The 15,286-nt window shown below is 66.0% G+C and carries 12 protein-coding genes, 2 tRNA genes and 1 pseudogene; 8 read left to right on the top strand and 7 right to left on the bottom strand.

The annotated features are described in order from the left end of the window. Both ACIRRA_RS41730 and ACIRRA_RS41725 read left to right on the top strand, forming a co-directional pair. Positions 1-146: pseudogene (locus ACIRRA_RS41730) on the top strand (IS5/IS1182 family transposase); the annotation flags it as partial. A gap of 27 nt (positions 147-173) precedes the next feature. Further along, entirely contained in the window at positions 174-479 is a 306-nt protein-coding gene (locus ACIRRA_RS41725) for an antibiotic biosynthesis monooxygenase family protein (RefSeq protein ID WP_402780250.1), read from the top strand. Here the strand turns inward: ACIRRA_RS41725 and ACIRRA_RS41720 are convergent. After that, a complete protein-coding gene (locus ACIRRA_RS41720; RefSeq protein WP_402780248.1) occupies positions 460-954 on the bottom strand; it encodes a hypothetical protein in 495 nt (164 codons plus the stop codon). The genes ACIRRA_RS41725 and ACIRRA_RS41720 overlap by 20 nt on opposite strands. Here ACIRRA_RS41720 and ACIRRA_RS41715 point away from each other — a divergent pair. Continuing rightward, on the top strand, positions 953-1,504 hold the full coding sequence (locus tag ACIRRA_RS41715; protein WP_402780246.1) for a DUF4334 domain-containing protein: 552 nt from the start codon (positions 953-955) through the stop codon (positions 1,502-1,504). The genes ACIRRA_RS41720 and ACIRRA_RS41715 overlap by 2 nt on opposite strands. A gap of 38 nt (positions 1,505-1,542) precedes the next feature. Here the strand turns inward: ACIRRA_RS41715 and ACIRRA_RS41710 are convergent, their stop codons facing one another. Beyond that, the gene (locus ACIRRA_RS41710) at positions 1,543-3,411 is read right to left on the bottom strand and encodes a hypothetical protein (RefSeq protein ID WP_402780244.1); all 1,869 of its coding nucleotides are present in this window, start codon (positions 3,409-3,411) and stop codon (positions 1,543-1,545) included. Between ACIRRA_RS41710 and ACIRRA_RS41705 the strand changes: the two genes are divergently transcribed. Beyond that, the gene (locus ACIRRA_RS41705) at positions 3,386-6,013 is read left to right on the top strand and encodes a hypothetical protein (protein WP_402780242.1); all 2,628 of its coding nucleotides are present in this window, start codon (positions 3,386-3,388) and stop codon (positions 6,011-6,013) included. The two genes, ACIRRA_RS41710 and ACIRRA_RS41705, sit on opposite strands and share 26 nt — an antisense overlap. 547 nt (positions 6,014-6,560) lie before the next feature. Continuing rightward, complete coding sequence (locus ACIRRA_RS41700; RefSeq protein WP_402780240.1) at positions 6,561-7,022, top strand: hypothetical protein; 462 nt, start codon at positions 6,561-6,563, stop codon at positions 7,020-7,022. A gap of 66 nt (positions 7,023-7,088) precedes the next feature. Here ACIRRA_RS41700 and ACIRRA_RS41695 read toward each other — a convergent pair. Further along, a tRNA-Leu gene (locus ACIRRA_RS41695) sits at positions 7,089-7,173 on the bottom strand. Between the two features lie 96 nt (positions 7,174-7,269). Then, positions 7,270-7,578 carry a hypothetical protein gene (locus tag ACIRRA_RS41690; protein WP_402780238.1) on the bottom strand — a complete coding sequence of 103 codons (309 nt, stop codon included), beginning with the start codon at positions 7,576-7,578 and terminating at the stop codon, positions 7,270-7,272. Between the two features lie 176 nt (positions 7,579-7,754). On the opposite strand from ACIRRA_RS41690, the gene ACIRRA_RS41685 reads away from it, so the two are divergent. After that, the gene (locus ACIRRA_RS41685; protein ID WP_402780236.1) at positions 7,755-10,025 is read left to right on the top strand and encodes an ATP-binding cassette domain-containing protein; all 2,271 of its coding nucleotides are present in this window, start codon (positions 7,755-7,757) and stop codon (positions 10,023-10,025) included. 9 nt (positions 10,026-10,034) lie between these two features. Here ACIRRA_RS41685 and ACIRRA_RS41680 read toward each other — a convergent pair whose 3' ends face one another. After that, entirely contained in the window at positions 10,035-10,868 is an 834-nt protein-coding gene (locus ACIRRA_RS41680) for a tetratricopeptide repeat protein (RefSeq protein ID WP_402780234.1), read from the bottom strand. 274 nt (positions 10,869-11,142) lie between these two features. On the opposite strand from ACIRRA_RS41680, the gene mihF reads away from it, so the two are divergent. After that, the gene (mihF, locus tag ACIRRA_RS41675; RefSeq protein WP_357005822.1) at positions 11,143-11,457 is read left to right on the top strand and encodes an integration host factor, actinobacterial type; all 315 of its coding nucleotides are present in this window, start codon (positions 11,143-11,145) and stop codon (positions 11,455-11,457) included. A gap of 139 nt (positions 11,458-11,596) precedes the next feature. After that, positions 11,597-11,681: transfer RNA gene (locus ACIRRA_RS41670), tRNA-Leu, on the top strand. A 95-nt stretch (positions 11,682-11,776) separates the two neighbouring features. Here ACIRRA_RS41670 and ACIRRA_RS41665 read toward each other — a convergent pair. Next, on the bottom strand, positions 11,777-13,876 hold the full coding sequence (locus ACIRRA_RS41665) for a glycogen debranching N-terminal domain-containing protein (protein WP_402780231.1): 2,100 nt from the start codon (positions 13,874-13,876) through the stop codon (positions 11,777-11,779). Then, on the bottom strand, positions 13,873-15,114 hold the full coding sequence (locus tag ACIRRA_RS41660) for a glycosyltransferase family 4 protein (RefSeq protein ID WP_402780229.1): 1,242 nt from the start codon (positions 15,112-15,114) through the stop codon (positions 13,873-13,875). The genes ACIRRA_RS41665 and ACIRRA_RS41660 overlap by 4 nt, the downstream gene beginning before the upstream one ends. Positions 15,115-15,286: the final 172 nt, after the last annotated feature.

The following is a 15,286-nucleotide window of genomic DNA, read 5'->3' as shown; positions in this document are numbered from 1 at the left end:
TGCGTGGCCGCGGCGAACGCGCCAACGCGCAGCTCAAGAGCTGGAAGGTGCTGCACAAGCTACGCTGCTGCCCACACAAGGCCGGGACGCTGGCCAAGGCCATCCACGTCCTACAAGACCACGAGCTTCAGGCCGAACGAGGATGAAAAAGGCTCACTGATTCACCAGGAGTAATGATGTTCGTCGTTATCAATGAACTATTCGTCGCGAATGAGAACCGCGCCGTCTTCGAGCGAAACTTCGCTGCCAGCATGAGGGACACGCTGCAGGATGTCGACGGGCTGCGCGGAGCGCGCCTGCTACGACCCGCGGAGCTCGGTCGCGGCTACTTGTCGATCCTGGAATTCACCGAAGAGCGAGCGTATTCCGCGTATCTCGAGTCCGACGCGTTCCAGGCCGCCCATCACTGGCCCGACCATGCTCCGATCGATGGCAATCGGCTGACGACCTATGAGGTACTCACCGGCATCGAGCAGTGAATGGAGATTCCCACGCTCTGACTCGATCGCGCAGCAGCGCCGCGACCAGCAACTCCGACAGCCAGGCTTCGTATCGTTCAGAGCTCCAGCCTCTTTCGATGACGAGCATGCGATAGGTCTCGCGGCCCGACAGCGTCCACAGGATGTCGCGGGCGGTCGGCACGTCGAGCCCGTTCTCGAGCCGCCCCGAGTCGACGAGCACGTCGATCACGGGAGCCTGCTGCTCGAAACGCATCTGCTCCTTCTGGCCGATCGCGGCCAATTCCGGCGACACCGCCGCGGCGCCGCGCAGCAGGTGCATCTCGGAGCGTTCCGCATCCAGCACGCGGCACGCGATCGCGGCGACCAGGACCACGCTCTCCACGGGGTGCCGGGTCGGGCTCTTCAGTCCAGGAGTGTCCTGTGCAATTGGTGGCAGCGCTTGCGCGATGAACGCTTCAGCCAGAGTTGCCGATAGCTGCTTGTGCTGGTGCATGGCGGTAGGGTCTTTACAAGCCTCCGCCGTTGGATTGGAGAGCACCGTGAGCAACGATCTAGCCCGCAAGAAGTTCTCCGAGTTCAAGGAGCGCGCCGGACAGCGTCTTGTGACCGGACCACGGCGTTTACTCATCCCCGACGCCGAGCTCGACGAGTTCTGGGCCACGCTGGAGCCTGTGACCATCGACTTCATGATCGGTGAATGGGAAGGTGGCGAGTTCGACACCGGCCATCGGGAAAACGGAACGTTGGCCCTCATCAACTGGTTCGGCAAGACCTTCAATTCGGCCACCGACGTGAAACCTCTGGTCTGTTTGGACGCTGACGGAAACAAATACTCGAACACCGAGAACGGCGAAGGCAGCCTCTGGATGGAGGAATTTCGCGGCGAGGTCACCGCAACGATGGTTTTCGACGGGCAGCCCGTTCACGACCATTTCAAGAAGATCGACGACCACGCCGTGATGGGCATCATGGACGGCAAGAACGCCCTCGATAATGGCCGCTACGCATACTTCTATCTTGAACGGGTCCAAGCTGGCCGATAATAGGGCACGTCGCGATGCCGAGCGGAAGCTCGGGCGCGCTATTGCGGAACGTCGCCGACGAGAATGCGTTGCCACTGTTCGGCGAAGACCATCTGCAGGCTATTTCTGGGAGTCCGGATTCCGATTTCCACGTGTCCACCGCCCCGGACCGCGTGGAGGGTTCGTGCGTTGCTATGTTTCCAGGCCTCCCAGCCGACTTTGCGATACCAGTGGCCAGGCAGGAACGCACTGCGGCCCGCCCGTCGTGTCTTGTCCCGGACGATGAGGCCCCGGTCGATGAGTTGCTCCTCGACGGCCTTGTGCTGCTTGGTATTCCAGCTATTCCACACCCGGACTTCACGGTCGGTGGGTTTGCGTATCGCGAGCAATTGCAGATAGAGGCGCGCCGCGTCGGTCGTGAGGTCCAGGTGCTCGGCGACCTCGGCGATGAGTTCGGGCACGACGAGGAGCGGATCGGTTTCAAACCCGCCCTCGGGCAGGTCATCGGCGGCGATCCGGGCGATAATGCGGTCACAATCCGGTCCGAGCAACCAGTCGATTTCCTCGAGGACATGATCGCTGTCGTACCGGTTGGCAAACGAGACGCCGCGAGCCGGATCCGGCCGGCTGTACCGAGACGGCCGAACGAACAAGTCCCACAGGGTGGATCCTTGATCGACGGCGAGAATGACGCCGTCGTCGTAAAGTCGCGCGCCCGACGGACGCAGCACGGGCTCCACACCGCCGTATTCGATGAGCTTGTTCAGCCTGTCGATGTGGAATTCGCCGATGCCGACCAGCATTTCGGGCTGTCGCAACTGGGTGCGCAGCAGTTCGAAAGTACGCGGCACTCCGGCACGGACCGGATCACCCGCGGGCAGATTTGCGTACGCCCATCGGCAGACCACTGCGATCGCCCGCCAGGTATCGCGGAAGACCGGGTGGTGCTCGTTGTCGCTGTGCGCGGCGGCATGTCCGTTGACGAATCGCATGAGCCGGGTGTCGAACGGACTCGTCAGCGCCGGAAGGGCATCGGGCGCGGCCACGATGGAACACAATTCGGCGGGCGGCACCGGGTAGGACCCATTCGGGAATTCGTCCTCGAGCAGGGCGGCCGCCACGAGGGTGGTTTCCGGAATCGCCGTGCGACGGCCGTGCCGGGCGACCCAGGCGTCGCCGAGGCGTTCCGCCAAACACAGGGTGCCACCGGGTGCCCAGAATTCCTCCGGCGCCGCGGGCAGTGCGGCAGTGGCTATGGTCGGCAAAGTGTTTCCGCGATGATTGCGGATCAGCTCGATTATGGCTTGGGCTCGCGTCGAGGCATCGAGACCCATGGCAGCTATCGCCGTGGCATCGGACGTGTTCGCGATAGGCAGACGTTTGGGCTCAGGTCGGCCATTGATCAGCAGCGATGACGCGGCGAGTGTCAGTCCGGTGCGCTCCTGGATCAGTTGCGCGGCAGCCTCGTCCGTGGCGACCGGGCCGTGTTCTCGCATCGACGCCACGAAGGCCCGCACCCAGTCGCCGTCGATGCCCGCGTGCGGCAGGTCGGCAATGGCGAAAACGTCGCCGAGGCTGGGCGGGTCGGCCTGGTCCAGGCGCAGGTCGACGAATCTGGCTGTGCCGCCCATCCCGGGCACACTGACGACGATCGCGGTGCCGGTGGGGCCGGACACCACGGGCCGGTTGGTGCGGGTAAGTCCCGCTCGGACAACCACGTTCGGGTCGGCGAAGACCGAATCGGCCCAAGCTTCGAGCAGATCCAGCAGTTGATCGCGCTCGGTATCCGGTGTGAACGGCGAGCGGGCGCGCAGGATGACCGGCCCCGGGGCCTCACGCAGGGGCAGCCAGGTATTGCTGCCGCCGGTATGCCCCCACGGCTCGTCCGGATCGACTTCGGCGTTGCCGCGCAGCAAGTCGGAGATCATCCGCAGCGATCGCGTCACTACAGATGGATCCTCCGGCTGTAGATCGCCAGGCAGCGCCATCAAGTCGGCGTACATCACATCCCCCATCGGTTCACGTGCTCGAGTCGGCGATATCGAAGCACACGATGGCGACAACCCGATTCCATATGACATGCCCCGAATCGTGTCGGCGTTCCCGGATACATTCCTCACCAACCGATTACGCGAACACTCCGGAGATCACATGTCCCCCACGCCCGAGACCGATGAGAACACCTGGCAGCCGCCTGCCGCGTGGTGGGCCAAGGCAGTACCCTTCCGCGGACTCGGGCCGAAGCGTCGACCCATGGATATCGCCGGTGGGGCGAAACAATTCCGGGACTGGATCGCCGAGATCGCTTCCCAGCTGGACCACGCGGTCAGCACGAATGCCTTGCAACAACCCGAACTGGTGGCCGAGGGGATGGCCTACCTCGACAACAGTGACCCCACGCCACGCGGAGCGGCCATAGCGGCGCGAATCCTGCGGACGAGTCACGTCACCCGGCCCGACGGTTGGCCCGAACTGGTCGTCGACGGATGGTTGTCTCACGGTGTCGAATTCGCGGTCGAGGCCGCGGTCTCGGTGGGGCAGTTCACCGTCGCGGACGGGCGGCGGCTGCACGAGGTTCCCGGCCTGACCAACCCTGATTACTCCGAGGAGCTGTGGATTCGGCTGCGCACCTATCTGGCCGACGCCACCGACGACGAATATGCCACCGCCACCGCACGTCTCGGCGAATTGCGGCAGGCCGACCCGTGGCCGCTGACCTTGATGGCCGCGTCCTACCTGATCCCCGACAATCAGCGGTGGCTCGATACTGTCATCGCCGACCCGCGGCTGCACGGGAACGACTACCGAAAGCCCCTATTGCTCCTCAGCGCATGCGTGACGACGCCCGAGCAGGTCGACAGGCTGGCCGCGATGCACAAAGGGGATGTGGTTGGCAACCAATACAACTGGCAGACGCGAAACTGGGGCATGTCGGATCGACTGTTCAATGTCGCGACCCAGGTCGGTCCCGGCGCGGCGCGAGTTGTGGCCGGGATGCTGGATCGACGGGGGATCGACAGTCGCACCGCCGCCACCCTGGCCACGGTGCTGGCGGAATTCCCGACCGACGAAGCGTTCGGACTATTGCTCCGACGGCTGGACCATCGGCAGGTCGCGAAGGTGACATTGAAAGCATCGCAACGATTTCCGCGACGTGCGATGCGGCAGCTCGCGGCGGCCGATCCGAACGCTCCCGGGGTCGGTGATCTGCTGCGTGGGCACCGGGCCGCATTCCCCGAACTGGCATCCGAATTCGGCATCGGCGGGCGAAAGCGGCGGGAAGTGCCGGTCGACCACCTCCCCGAGGTGCTTCGGACCGCGCCGAAGCCCCCGGCGCCGAAGCGTTCGCGCCCGGTGATCGTGCCCGGCATCCGTCGGGTGGTTCCCATGTCCTTGGCGTGGGCTCCCGGCGAGCGAGAGGACTGGGCGAGCGCGAAAATGATCATGTACCCCAACATGCGGGACGCGTTCGCACGCTATGACAACGACTGGTATCGGTGCATCGGCGAGGTGCTGACTGAACTGCCCTGGAGTCAGCGAAAGAGCGGGCTGGGGCCCTCGGACCTACCGAGATTGCTCACCCTCGCACCCGAAGACGTTGCCGCGCACTACCTTCCGGTCGCTCCGCCAGTCAGCCACGGCTACTGCCTCGACGATCAACTACGGAGTCTGCTCGGCCGTTACGGCCTCGTGGCACTGCCCTTCGTGAAGGGCACGGTCGAGAAGGATCTCAAATACAGCGCCCGGCTGCTGATGCCGATCACCGGCACCGAGATCAGCGAGCTCATGGCCGAATTGCTCACCAAGAAAACCAATCATGACACCGCCACCGCCTGGTTCGACCGGCACATCGAGGTAGCTGCACCCGATCTGGTGCGTATGTCCATCGACGAGTCCGCCGCGCGACGGCGCATTGGTCGCGCCGCACTCCAACTCCTCGCGACCTCCGGCCATCGCGCCGTGCTCGAGGCGGCCGCGAACGAGTACGGCGAGACCGTCACCGCCGCCATCGCCGCGCTTCTGGACGAGCCTGCCAAGGTGACAATTCCCGCACTGCCACAGTGGCTTTCCCCTGCCGGGTTGCCGCCCCTCGTCCTGTGCGACAGCCACGACGTCTTGCCCGAATCGGCGGTAACGATCTTCTGCACCCTGCTGGCCATTTCCGGGCCGGGTCACGACCATCCCGCCATTGCCGAGGTCGCGGCCCTGGCCACGTGGCAGTCTCGGGCGGACTTCGCCTGGGGCCTGTTCACCACCTGGCAATTGGCCGCCGCACCGTCCAAGGATCGCTGGGTGCTGCACGCGCTCGCCCTGCTCGGCAGTGACGAAACCGTCCGCAAACTGGGCGATTTGATCGTGTCGGGCTCCGGGAACTCCGGCACGGCACGGGGTCTGAACCTGCTGGAGGTCCTGACCGCCATGCCGACCCCGGCCGCGACCAAAGAGTTGGACCGGATCATCTACCAGGCCGCCAGCCGCACTATCCAGCTTCGGGCGAGGGAATGCCGCCGCGGACGTCCAAGGGCATAGCGAGGATCGCACCGACAAGTTCAACACCGACGACCCCGTCGAGTTGAGCGACGGTCACCGAAAGCCGCTTTCTCGGTGGGTGATTCGACGTTAGACACGACGGAGGCGTTGCCCTGGGCCGAGGTCCTCGTGGATGATTCCAGGGGCGTTTGCGTGATCGACTTCTCGCTACCCTCGAAATCGCCGACATTCTCACGGATTGTCTTCAGCCGCACGAGCATCGGCCGCGCGACATCGCCGCGGTCGCCGACCGGTTGACAGTGGCCCACCAACGGATGTTCGGCGGCACCTACAGGCGCCGGCCTCTCATCTCGGCCGTACCGCCATCGTCCGAGAATGCCGTCAACGAGGCGCTGTCCTGGGTCGAGTTGGGCGATCTCGAGGCGGCCCGCCGGATCCTGACCACGGTGGTCGGCCAGGATCCGGTCCATCCCTACGCGGTGTTCCACCTCAACCGGCTGGCCTGGAAGTCCGGTCTGCTCTCCGACCTGGTCCCGGCTGCCTGTGGGTGGACACCATCACCGCACACATCACGCCGGCTCGGGACATGCCCACGCATCCCCGCGCGTCGACTCTGCTGTACGACGGCTCGCGACTGGACACCGACTCGGGTCGGCTGACCCGGACCACGGTGGCCGGGGACGTGCTGGGTACCTGGTCCCCGCTCGGTGACAGTGCCGTAGTGGCGGTGCAGATGAGTCGCGACGGCCGAGTCGCATTGCTGACCGGGGAGGGCGGTTCCCAGCTCGTCTGGTACCCGGAGGAAGAACGAGCCGGTCACACACTCGGCCCAGGCCCGGTGCGCGCGGCCGCCCTGTCAGCGGACGGCGCGTTCGCCGTCGTGTTCCGAAGCGGACTGCGCCTCTTCGATATCCGGAGCGGCGAGCTGTTCGGCGCCACCGAGCACTCGGTCACGAATCTGACCGATATCCAACTGTCCGACGACGGCCGGGTCGCGATCACCGTGGAACGCACCCTGAGCACTGTCTGGGAGCTCGCCTGGGATTGACCTCGACCAAACAAAATGCCGGCAGCGGAAGTAATTCCGCCACCGGCATCCTGTGTGTACCGATTGTGTCCGGAGGGGGACTTGAACCCCCACGCCCTAATACGGGCACTAGCACCTCAAGCTAGCGCGTCTGCCATTCCGCCACCCGGACCGGTGATGCTGGACAAGATTAGCGGAGACGTTGGCGGAAACGGAAATCGGGCCTGGGCCAGGCGAAATAGGGTGCGCGGGGGCGGGATTGGGGGAGCTAGTGGAGGATGCCCGCCAGGTTGGCGTTCTTGATGGGGGTGTCCTTGTTGGCCTGGACCTGACAGAGGCCCTGGACGGCGGCCATGGAGAGGTCCACCTGGGTGCCGGCGGGCTCGTGGTCGTTGCCGGTCTGCTGCTTGATGAATTTGGTGATGGTGACGCGCTGGGCGTCGGCGTTCTGGGCGAGATAGTCGCTGCACTTGGTGTCGCCGCCCTTGTTGAGGGCCTTCTCGACATCCGAGCAACCCGAGAGCAGGGCTACGGCCAGTGCGGCGGCCGCCACGGCCGTCCATCGCGCGGTGTTCATCATGCGGTTCCTCGTGGGTCGTGCGCGGCGGCGTCGGCCGCGCGATCGACCGCCACTGTAGATGGGTGCGACCGTTCGGCAATCCGGGGTGGACCCGGAGATTCCATCCGAATCACTGTGATTCACATCACATTTCCCCGCACATCGAGGGGGGGCCGCCTGGCAAGGTGGGGGACATGTCCCTGGCCTCCACCGAAACCATTCGGATCCTCGGCGCCCGCGAGCACAACCTGCGCAACGTCTCGATCGACATCCCCAAGAACAAGATCACCGTCTTCACCGGCGTCTCCGGATCCGGCAAGTCCTCCATCGTTTTCGACACCATCGCCATCGAATCCCAGCGGCAGCTCTACGCCACCTTCCCGGCCTTCGTCCTGAATTTCCTGCCGCGCTACGAGCGCCCGCACGCCGAGGCCATCGAGAACCTCACCGCGCCGGTCATCATCGATCAGAAAGCGGTCGGCGGCGGGCCGCGCTCCACGGTCGGCACCATGACCGACATCTTCGCCCTGATCCGAGCCCTGTTCGCGCGCTTCGGTTCTCCGTCCACGGGACTGGTCTACGACTACTCCTTCAACACCCCGCAGGGCATGTGCACAGAGTGCGACGGACTCGGGGTGGCCATCTCCGCCGACCCGGGCAAACTCGTGGACCGCACGAAATCACTCAACGAGGGCGCACTGCTGGTGCCCGGCTACACCGTCGGCAGCGGCGATTGGCAGATGTACGTCAACTCGGGACGATTCGACCCGGACAAGAAACTCGCCGACTACGACGACGCGGAATGGCACGACCTGCTGCATGGCACCGGCGGCAAAGTGGAATTGTCTTTCGCGAAAGGCACCTGGAAAGCCAATTACGAAGGCCTGGTCGACAAATTCACCCGCACCCGGCTCAAGCGCGACACCTCGGGGCTGTCGGAGAAGACCCGCGAGCAGATTCAGCGCTTCCTCACCGAGGGCGTATGCCCGGCCTGCCAAGGGGCGCGACTGAATCCGAAAGCCTTGGCCACCGCCATCGATGGACGCAATATCGCCGACTGGTCGCGGCTGCAGATCACCGATCTGATCGAGGTCCTCGGGGAGATCCACGACCCGGCCGCCGTCCCGCTGGCCGCGGCCACCCGAATCGCGCTCGAACGCGTCGCCGATATCGGGCTGGGCTACCTGAGCCTGGATCGCGCCACCTCGACCCTGTCCGGCGGTGAGGGCCAGCGCCTGAAGATGATCAAGCACCTGGGCAGCACCCTGGTCGGGATGACCTACATCTTCGACGAACCCAGCGTCGGCCTGCACCCGCGCGATGTCGGGCGGCTCAACCACATGCTGGAGGCGCTGCGGGACAAGGGCAATACCGTCCTGGTCGTCGAGCACGATCCGGATGTCATCCAGATCGCCGACCACATCGTGGATGTCGGTCCGCGCGCGGGCGTCCACGGCGGCGAGGTCGTCTTCACCGGCAGTTTCGCCCAGTTGCGGCAGTCCGACACCCCCACGGGAGCGGGATTGCGCCGCGACTTCCGAGTCAAGGAGAACTTCCGGTCCGCCACGGGCGCGCTGACGGTGGCGAATGCCAACGCGCACAACCTGAAAGATGTCACGGTCGCCATTCCGACCGGCATCCTGACTGCCATCACCGGTGTCGCGGGCTCGGGCAAGAGCAGCCTCATCCGCGATGAATTCCTGGTCCGCTACCCGGAATCGGTCTTCGTGGACCAGTCCGCCATCGCCGCGTCCTCCCGGTCCACGCCCGCCACCTACCTCGGGCTCATGGATCCGATCCGTAAGCTGTTCGCCAAGGCGACCGGCGAACCGGCCGGCCTGTTCAGCTTCAACTCCGACGGCGCCTGCACCGAATGCGGCGGCCGCGGCGTCATCATCACCGAGATCGCCTACATGGACCCGGTCACCACCCACTGCGAGTCCTGTGACGGGCGGCGGTTTTCCGATCGGGTCCTCGCGCTCACCCTGCGCGGCAAGTCGATTGCCGACGTCCTCGAGCTCTCCGCCGAGGCGGCCGTGGAGTTCTTCCCCGAGAAGGCGCTGAATGCCAAGTTGCGCACCATGAACGAGGTCGGCCTGGACTACCTGAGCCTGGGCCAGGCCATGAGCACCCTCTCCGGCGGCGAACGCCAGCGCATCAAACTCGCGACGCAGCTGCAGAACACCGGAACGGTCTACGTCCTCGACGAACCCACCACCGGCCTGCACATGTCCGATGTCGACACCCTGCTCACGCTCATGGACAGCCTGGTCGAGCGCGGGAACACCGTCGTGGTCATCGAACACAACCTGGACGTGGTCGCACACGCGGACTGGGTCATCGACCTCGGGCCCGACGGCGGTAAGAACGGCGGCGAGGTCGTGTTCACCGGCACTCCCGCCGAACTGCTCACCGACCCGGCCTCGTTGACAGGGGAGTATTTGCGCCGCTACAGGTCCGCCTGACGAAAAGCGTCACGGGTACTGATCGTCCGCGGTGCTGGCGGCCCGCCACAGCCTGGCTTCGCTGGGATTGCCGCGGCGATCGAGGAGTTCGGCGAGACCGGCCATGGCCCGGGGGTCGCCGTGGGTGGCGGCAGCGCGCCACCAGTGCTCGGCCTCGGTGAAATCGCCCCGGCGATAGCGGAAGACACCGAGATCGTAAGCGGCGGCCGGATGACCGAATTCGGCTGCCTGCGTCCATAGTTGGCTGGCCTGCTCCTCGTCGCCCCGGCGCTGCATGGCCACGCCCAGGTCGTAGAGCGCGTTCTGGTAGCGGCTGGCCTCAGTGGGCGGGGCCGGGCGCGGCGGGGTAGGGCCGATGACGAGTTCCACGACCAGTTCGCCGAAGTCGGGCGGGCCGACGCCGGTGCTGCAGTGCAGGACCGTCACGGCGGGTTCGCGGGCGATGAGGATGCCGTAGTTGCCGGTCCAGGAGACGGTGGCCTCGGTGTCGTCCACCCAGACGGGGGTGAGGGTGATGGCGGCATGGGTCTCGGCCGGGCACACCTGCAGCTCGATGCCGCCCGACATGGCATCACTCCAGACGTCAACCCCCCTGAGCCGGCGGCCCTCCAGCAACACATGTCCGCGCTCCACGGCGAGCCCGATACCCAGGCTGCGCACGCCGGGGCGCGGGGCGGCGCTGCGCAGGGTCAGCCGGACCGTGGTGGGGGAGCCGCCGACACCTTCCGAGTGCAGGGGGTAGACCTGCGCTCCGTTCCAGGTCACGGGGTCTGCGCTGTCGTATCGGTCCGCCAGCGTTGGTTCGGTCGTGCCCGGCTCGGCGTACGAATACGACCCCTGCATCTGCCCCGCCTTCCGCCGGTGCCCGGTGATGTTCGGGCCCACCGTAGTACCGAGGCCACCCGCCGCGGCCCGGATTTGCCAGCTCCGCGATCCAGCAAACTCCTGGTCGCATGACCGGTGTACTTTCGAGAGTGCGACCAATGCCCGGTGTCCGCATTTCGCCGGTCGATCGACGTGTAGGCCACGTCCACGCGGTGTGTCGTACTTGCGGAGGGCCCGGTGTCATGTTGAATCGTCGGCGACGTACCAGCGAACGAGTGAAAGGTAAGGACATATGGCTCTGCCCACCATGACCCCCGAACAACGCTCCGAGGCGCTGGCGAAGGCCGCGGCGGTTCGCAAGGCCCGCTCGGAACTCATCGCGCAGGTCAAGAAGGGGTCGGTCAGCCTGGCCGACGTGCTCAAGCGCGCCGACAAGGAGGACCTGGTCAAGAAGACGAAGGTGGCGGCGGTCATCAAGGCGCTCCCGGGCATCGGCCCGGTCAAGGCGGCCAAGCTGATGGACGAGGCCGAGATCCCCGCCGACCGCCGCATCGGAGGCCTGGGTTCCCGGCAGCGTGCCGCGCTGCTGGAGGCGCTGAAGGTTTGAGATCGGGGGGTGGCCTGCCGGGTCGCGAACCGGCCCGGCGGCAACCACTCCCACCGCCTCCGAGTCCTCGGTGAACGCGCAGGACATCGACCGATTTGGTCCAGGCGGTCCGATCCGATAACCTTGCTGAGCATCACCGGTCCGGGTGGCGGAATGGCAGACGCGCTAGCTTGAGGTGCTAGTGCCCGTATTAGGGCGTGGGGGTTCAAGTCCCCCTCCGGACACAAGTACCAACTGAACAACAATATGGCGGCCACCCGGCCGCCATTTTTGCGTCTGAGGACCGGGCGGTACCGGCATCGGCCGATACCGCCCGTCGCTATTTCCGGTTCAGCTGCCAATCCGGTGGCAGCCCCTGCACCTTCGCGTCGGTGCCGCACGCCTCGATGGTCACCGTGGCCGGACCCAGGCGGAGGTCCGCGAGCCGGATGGTGCCCGCCCGGTCGGGCAGGCGTGGCGCGATGGTGAGGGTGCGCCCGGGAACGTCGGGCATCAGCCCCAGGAACGATCGCATGAGCAGCAGGGGCGCCGCACTCGCCCACGCCTGCGGCGAGCACGAGGTGGGATACGGCACCGGGGAACTGAATTCGGAGCGCGCGAAGCCGCAGAACAGTTCGGGCGGCCGGGCGCCGAATTCCAGGATGGCCTCGAGCAGTCCGCTCGTGAGTTTCACACTCAGGTCCAGCGCGCCGGGGATGTGGCCGTAGCGCATCAGACCGGCCACGGCGATGGCCGTATCGTGCGGCCACACCGAACCGGTGTGGTAACCCATGGGATTGAAGTGGCGAGCGGTGGAAGACAGTGTGCGCAAACCGAATCCGCTGTTCAGGTCCGCCGCGCCCAGCCGCTCGACCAATTCGGCCGCGCGTTCATCGGGCACGATACCGGTCCACAGGCAGTGGCCGGGATTGCTCGATCCGACATCGACCGGCTGCTTCGAGCCGTCCAAGGCCAGGGCATAGCAGTTGCTCTTCGGCATCCAGAAGGCCTCGTCAAAACGGGCTTTGAGGTCGGCCGCCTGGGTGCGCAACCGCTCTGCGAGGGCATGGTCGCCGGCCTCCTCGGCCAACTCGGCGCGTCCGATCCGGGCCGCGTAGACATAGCCCTGTACCTCGCACAGGGCGATCGGCGGATCGGCGAGGCGGCCGTCGGCGAATCCGATCGCGTCCCAGCTGTCCTTCCACCCCTGGTTGGCGAGGCCGCGGTCGGTCTTGCGCCGGTACTCGACGAAGCCGTCACCGTCGAGGTCGGCGTCGGAGTCGATCCAGGCCAGCGCCGCATCGGCGGCCGGCAGCAGCTCCTGGACGGCTGCGGTGCCGATACCCCAGCGACGGCATTCGGCGAGCAGCATCACGAACAGCGGCGTCGCGTCGGCCGTGCCGTAGTAGACGGTGCCGCCGAGCACCCGATCACTGCCGGGACCGTAGCGCCGCTCGTGCATGATGCGGCCGGGTTCCTCCTCGGTGAGCGGATTCGACTCGGTGCCTTGGAGTTTCGCGAGCTGGCGCAGTGTGCCCAGGGCCAGGTCCGAATCCAGCAGCAGCGCCATCCACGAGGTGAGCAGACTGTCGCGGCCGAACAGGGCCATGAACCAGGGCGCGCCGGCGGCCACATAGGAGGTGCCGTCGGCGGGATCGTCGAGACGCAGCGCGCCCAGATCGGTCTCGGTGCGCTGCAGGATGGCGTTGAGGCCGGCGCCACTCGCGGTGAGGGTGGTGGTCGAGGCGCGCCAGCGGCGGATCTTGTCCGCCGGGCTGTATTCGTCGTCGTCGTCGAAGTTCATCGGGACGGCCCGATGATCGTTGATCGGCTGGCAGTGCACCACCGTCTGCCAGCTGCCGTGTGCCGGGACCAGCACCTGCCAGGTCAGGGATCCGGGCTGAACCTCGGCGTCCTCGTCGGCGGTGATGATGACGCCACGCCCCTGCTGGCTGCGGTCGGTGAAACGCAGCCCCTGCTCGGTGGCGGCCGACTCGCCGCCGCCACCGCCCGCCCGGCCCTCCTTGACCGCGAACAGATCTGCGAAGTCCGCCTCGGCATCGAGAACCACCGTCAGGGCGGTGTCCTCGTCGCCGAGATTGAGCACGCTGATGAACTCCTGCATGCCCTCACCCACGACGCGCCGGCGCTGGACCAGCACCGTCGCGTCGGCGACACCGTACGGTGGCGGTTTGCGCGCCACGAATCGCGCCCGGAAGGGTTCGCGCACGACCACCGAAAGCTGTTCCGGCGGAAGGCCGTCCACGCGCAGCTCCCATCGGGTCAGGATGCGTGTGTCCCGGTAGTACAAACCGTGGGCGGTGCCTGGGTGAATGTCCCCGAGTCGGTCGGACAGGCAGAAGGTTCCGGCCTCGACGAGGGTGACCACGCCGGCGCCACCCTCGATGAGAACGGGTGGGCCGGCATTGAATACGCTCACGGGCGACCACCCGGCAGCTGGCTGCTGAGGATCCGGGTCGCCGCGGGTAACCGCAGCCGGACGCCGGGTCGGGACGCCCGTTCGGCCGCCAGTTCGATCGCCCGGTGGTAGGCCGCGTCGTAGCCCTGTGCGAGCAGGTCGGTGGAGAACAGCCTTTCGACACGCTCCCGGCAGGCGTAGGGGTCGATCTCATCGGCACGGGCGATGAATCCGGGTAGTTCGTCGGGATCGTCGCAGATCCATCCGGTCACGCCATGTTCGACGACCTCTTCCACCGCGCCGCCGCGCAGCGCGATCACCGGTGTGCCACAGACCATGGCCTCGATCATGACAATGCCGAAGGGTTCTTCCCACCGAATCGGGAACAAAAGGCAGCGCGCGCCCGCGAGCAGATGGCGTTTGGCGGTCGCGTCGGCCTCGCCGAAGACATCGTCGCTGTCGGTGAGCAGCGGCTCGATGTGGTTGTCGAAGAACTCGTGCTCGGGGGGCTCGTTGAGCTTGCCCGCCAGGACCAGGCGCACGCCGGCGGAGTGTGCGGCCCGGAGCGCCAGGTGGGGTCCCTTGTAGGGCGCGTAGCGGCCCAGGAACAGGGCATAGTCGAGCTTTTCGGTCCGGAAGGGCCATTCCGAGGGGCGAATCGCGTTGTGTACGCGGCCGATCCAGTTCAGATCCGGCGCCAGCGCGCGCTGCCGGTCACTGATCGCCACGAGCCGCACACTGTGATCGAACGATTGGTAGTACTCGTGCATCTCGGGGTCGACCGGACCGTGCACGGTGACGACGGTGGGAATCCCGAGCATCCGGTACGCGGCCGCGTTGCCCGGGCCGGCGAAGGTGTGATCGTGCACGACGTCGATCGGGTCCTCGACGTGCAGTGCCTCGATGATCTGCCAGGCCTTCATGGCATTGACGATCTCCGGGTACGGCTCGCCCAGCCGCCTGGTTTGGACATCGTCCCAGACCCGGACGAATCGGGCCTTCGTACCGGCGCGGCCGGCGCCGAGCAGCGTGACGCGGTGACCCTGATCGACCAGCTCATCGGCCAGCGTGGCGACAACGGCCTCGACACCGCCGTAGCCGACCGGGGGGATATCGAAATACGGTGGAGCGACGAGAACGATATGCAGCGACCGCTTCCGTGAATCGACCGCGCCGAACAGAGCGGAATTGTCGGGCTGAAGCTGCAGAAAGTCGAAGGCGTTCTCGAGTGAGGCATCGCACGAAAGTTTGCTACCCATTTCGAAACTCCTCGTCGTGAGTTGAACTGAGCCAAACCCTGGTATACAGTGCCACGAACCCTTCCACTCGGCAAGGGTTATTTGTCCAGTTCGGGCTGTCGCAATTGAAAAGTTATGCCGATGTTTTATAACCGCGAATTGCGGGTATCCCTATCTACCCGCCGAGTAGGAA

The sequence above is a fragment of the Nocardia sp. NPDC101769 genome, from assembly GCF_044766925.1.
GTDB lineage: Bacteria > Actinomycetota > Actinomycetes > Mycobacteriales > Mycobacteriaceae > Nocardia.
This window is presented reverse-complemented; position numbering and strand designations above follow the sequence as displayed.

What these genes read in the sequence shown, in the direction of transcription:
- ACIRRA_RS41720 (WP_402780248.1), bottom strand. Translation starts at nt 954, where the DNA reads ATGCACCAGCACAAGCAGCTATCGGCAACTCTGGCTGAAGCGTTCATC.
- ACIRRA_RS41690 (WP_402780238.1), bottom strand. Translation starts at nt 7,578, where the DNA reads ATGAACACCGCGCGATGGACGGCCGTGGCGGCCGCCGCACTGGCCGTA.
- ACIRRA_RS41715 (WP_402780246.1), top strand. Translation starts at nt 953, where the DNA reads ATGGCGGTAGGGTCTTTACAAGCCTCCGCCGTTGGATTGGAGAGCACC.
- ACIRRA_RS41680 (WP_402780234.1), bottom strand. Translation starts at nt 10,868, where the DNA reads ATGCAGGGGTCGTATTCGTACGCCGAGCCGGGCACGACCGAACCAACG.
- ACIRRA_RS41660 (WP_402780229.1), bottom strand. Translation starts at nt 15,114, where the DNA reads ATGGGTAGCAAACTTTCGTGCGATGCCTCACTCGAGAACGCCTTCGAC.
- ACIRRA_RS41685 (WP_402780236.1), top strand. Translation starts at nt 7,755, where the DNA reads ATGTCCCTGGCCTCCACCGAAACCATTCGGATCCTCGGCGCCCGCGAG.
- ACIRRA_RS41700 (WP_402780240.1), top strand. Translation starts at nt 6,561, where the DNA reads ATGCCCACGCATCCCCGCGCGTCGACTCTGCTGTACGACGGCTCGCGA.
- mihF (WP_357005822.1), top strand. Translation starts at nt 11,143, where the DNA reads ATGGCTCTGCCCACCATGACCCCCGAACAACGCTCCGAGGCGCTGGCG.
- ACIRRA_RS41710 (WP_402780244.1), bottom strand. Translation starts at nt 3,411, where the DNA reads ATGATCTCCGACTTGCTGCGCGGCAACGCCGAAGTCGATCCGGACGAG.
- ACIRRA_RS41725 (WP_402780250.1), top strand. Translation starts at nt 174, where the DNA reads ATGATGTTCGTCGTTATCAATGAACTATTCGTCGCGAATGAGAACCGC.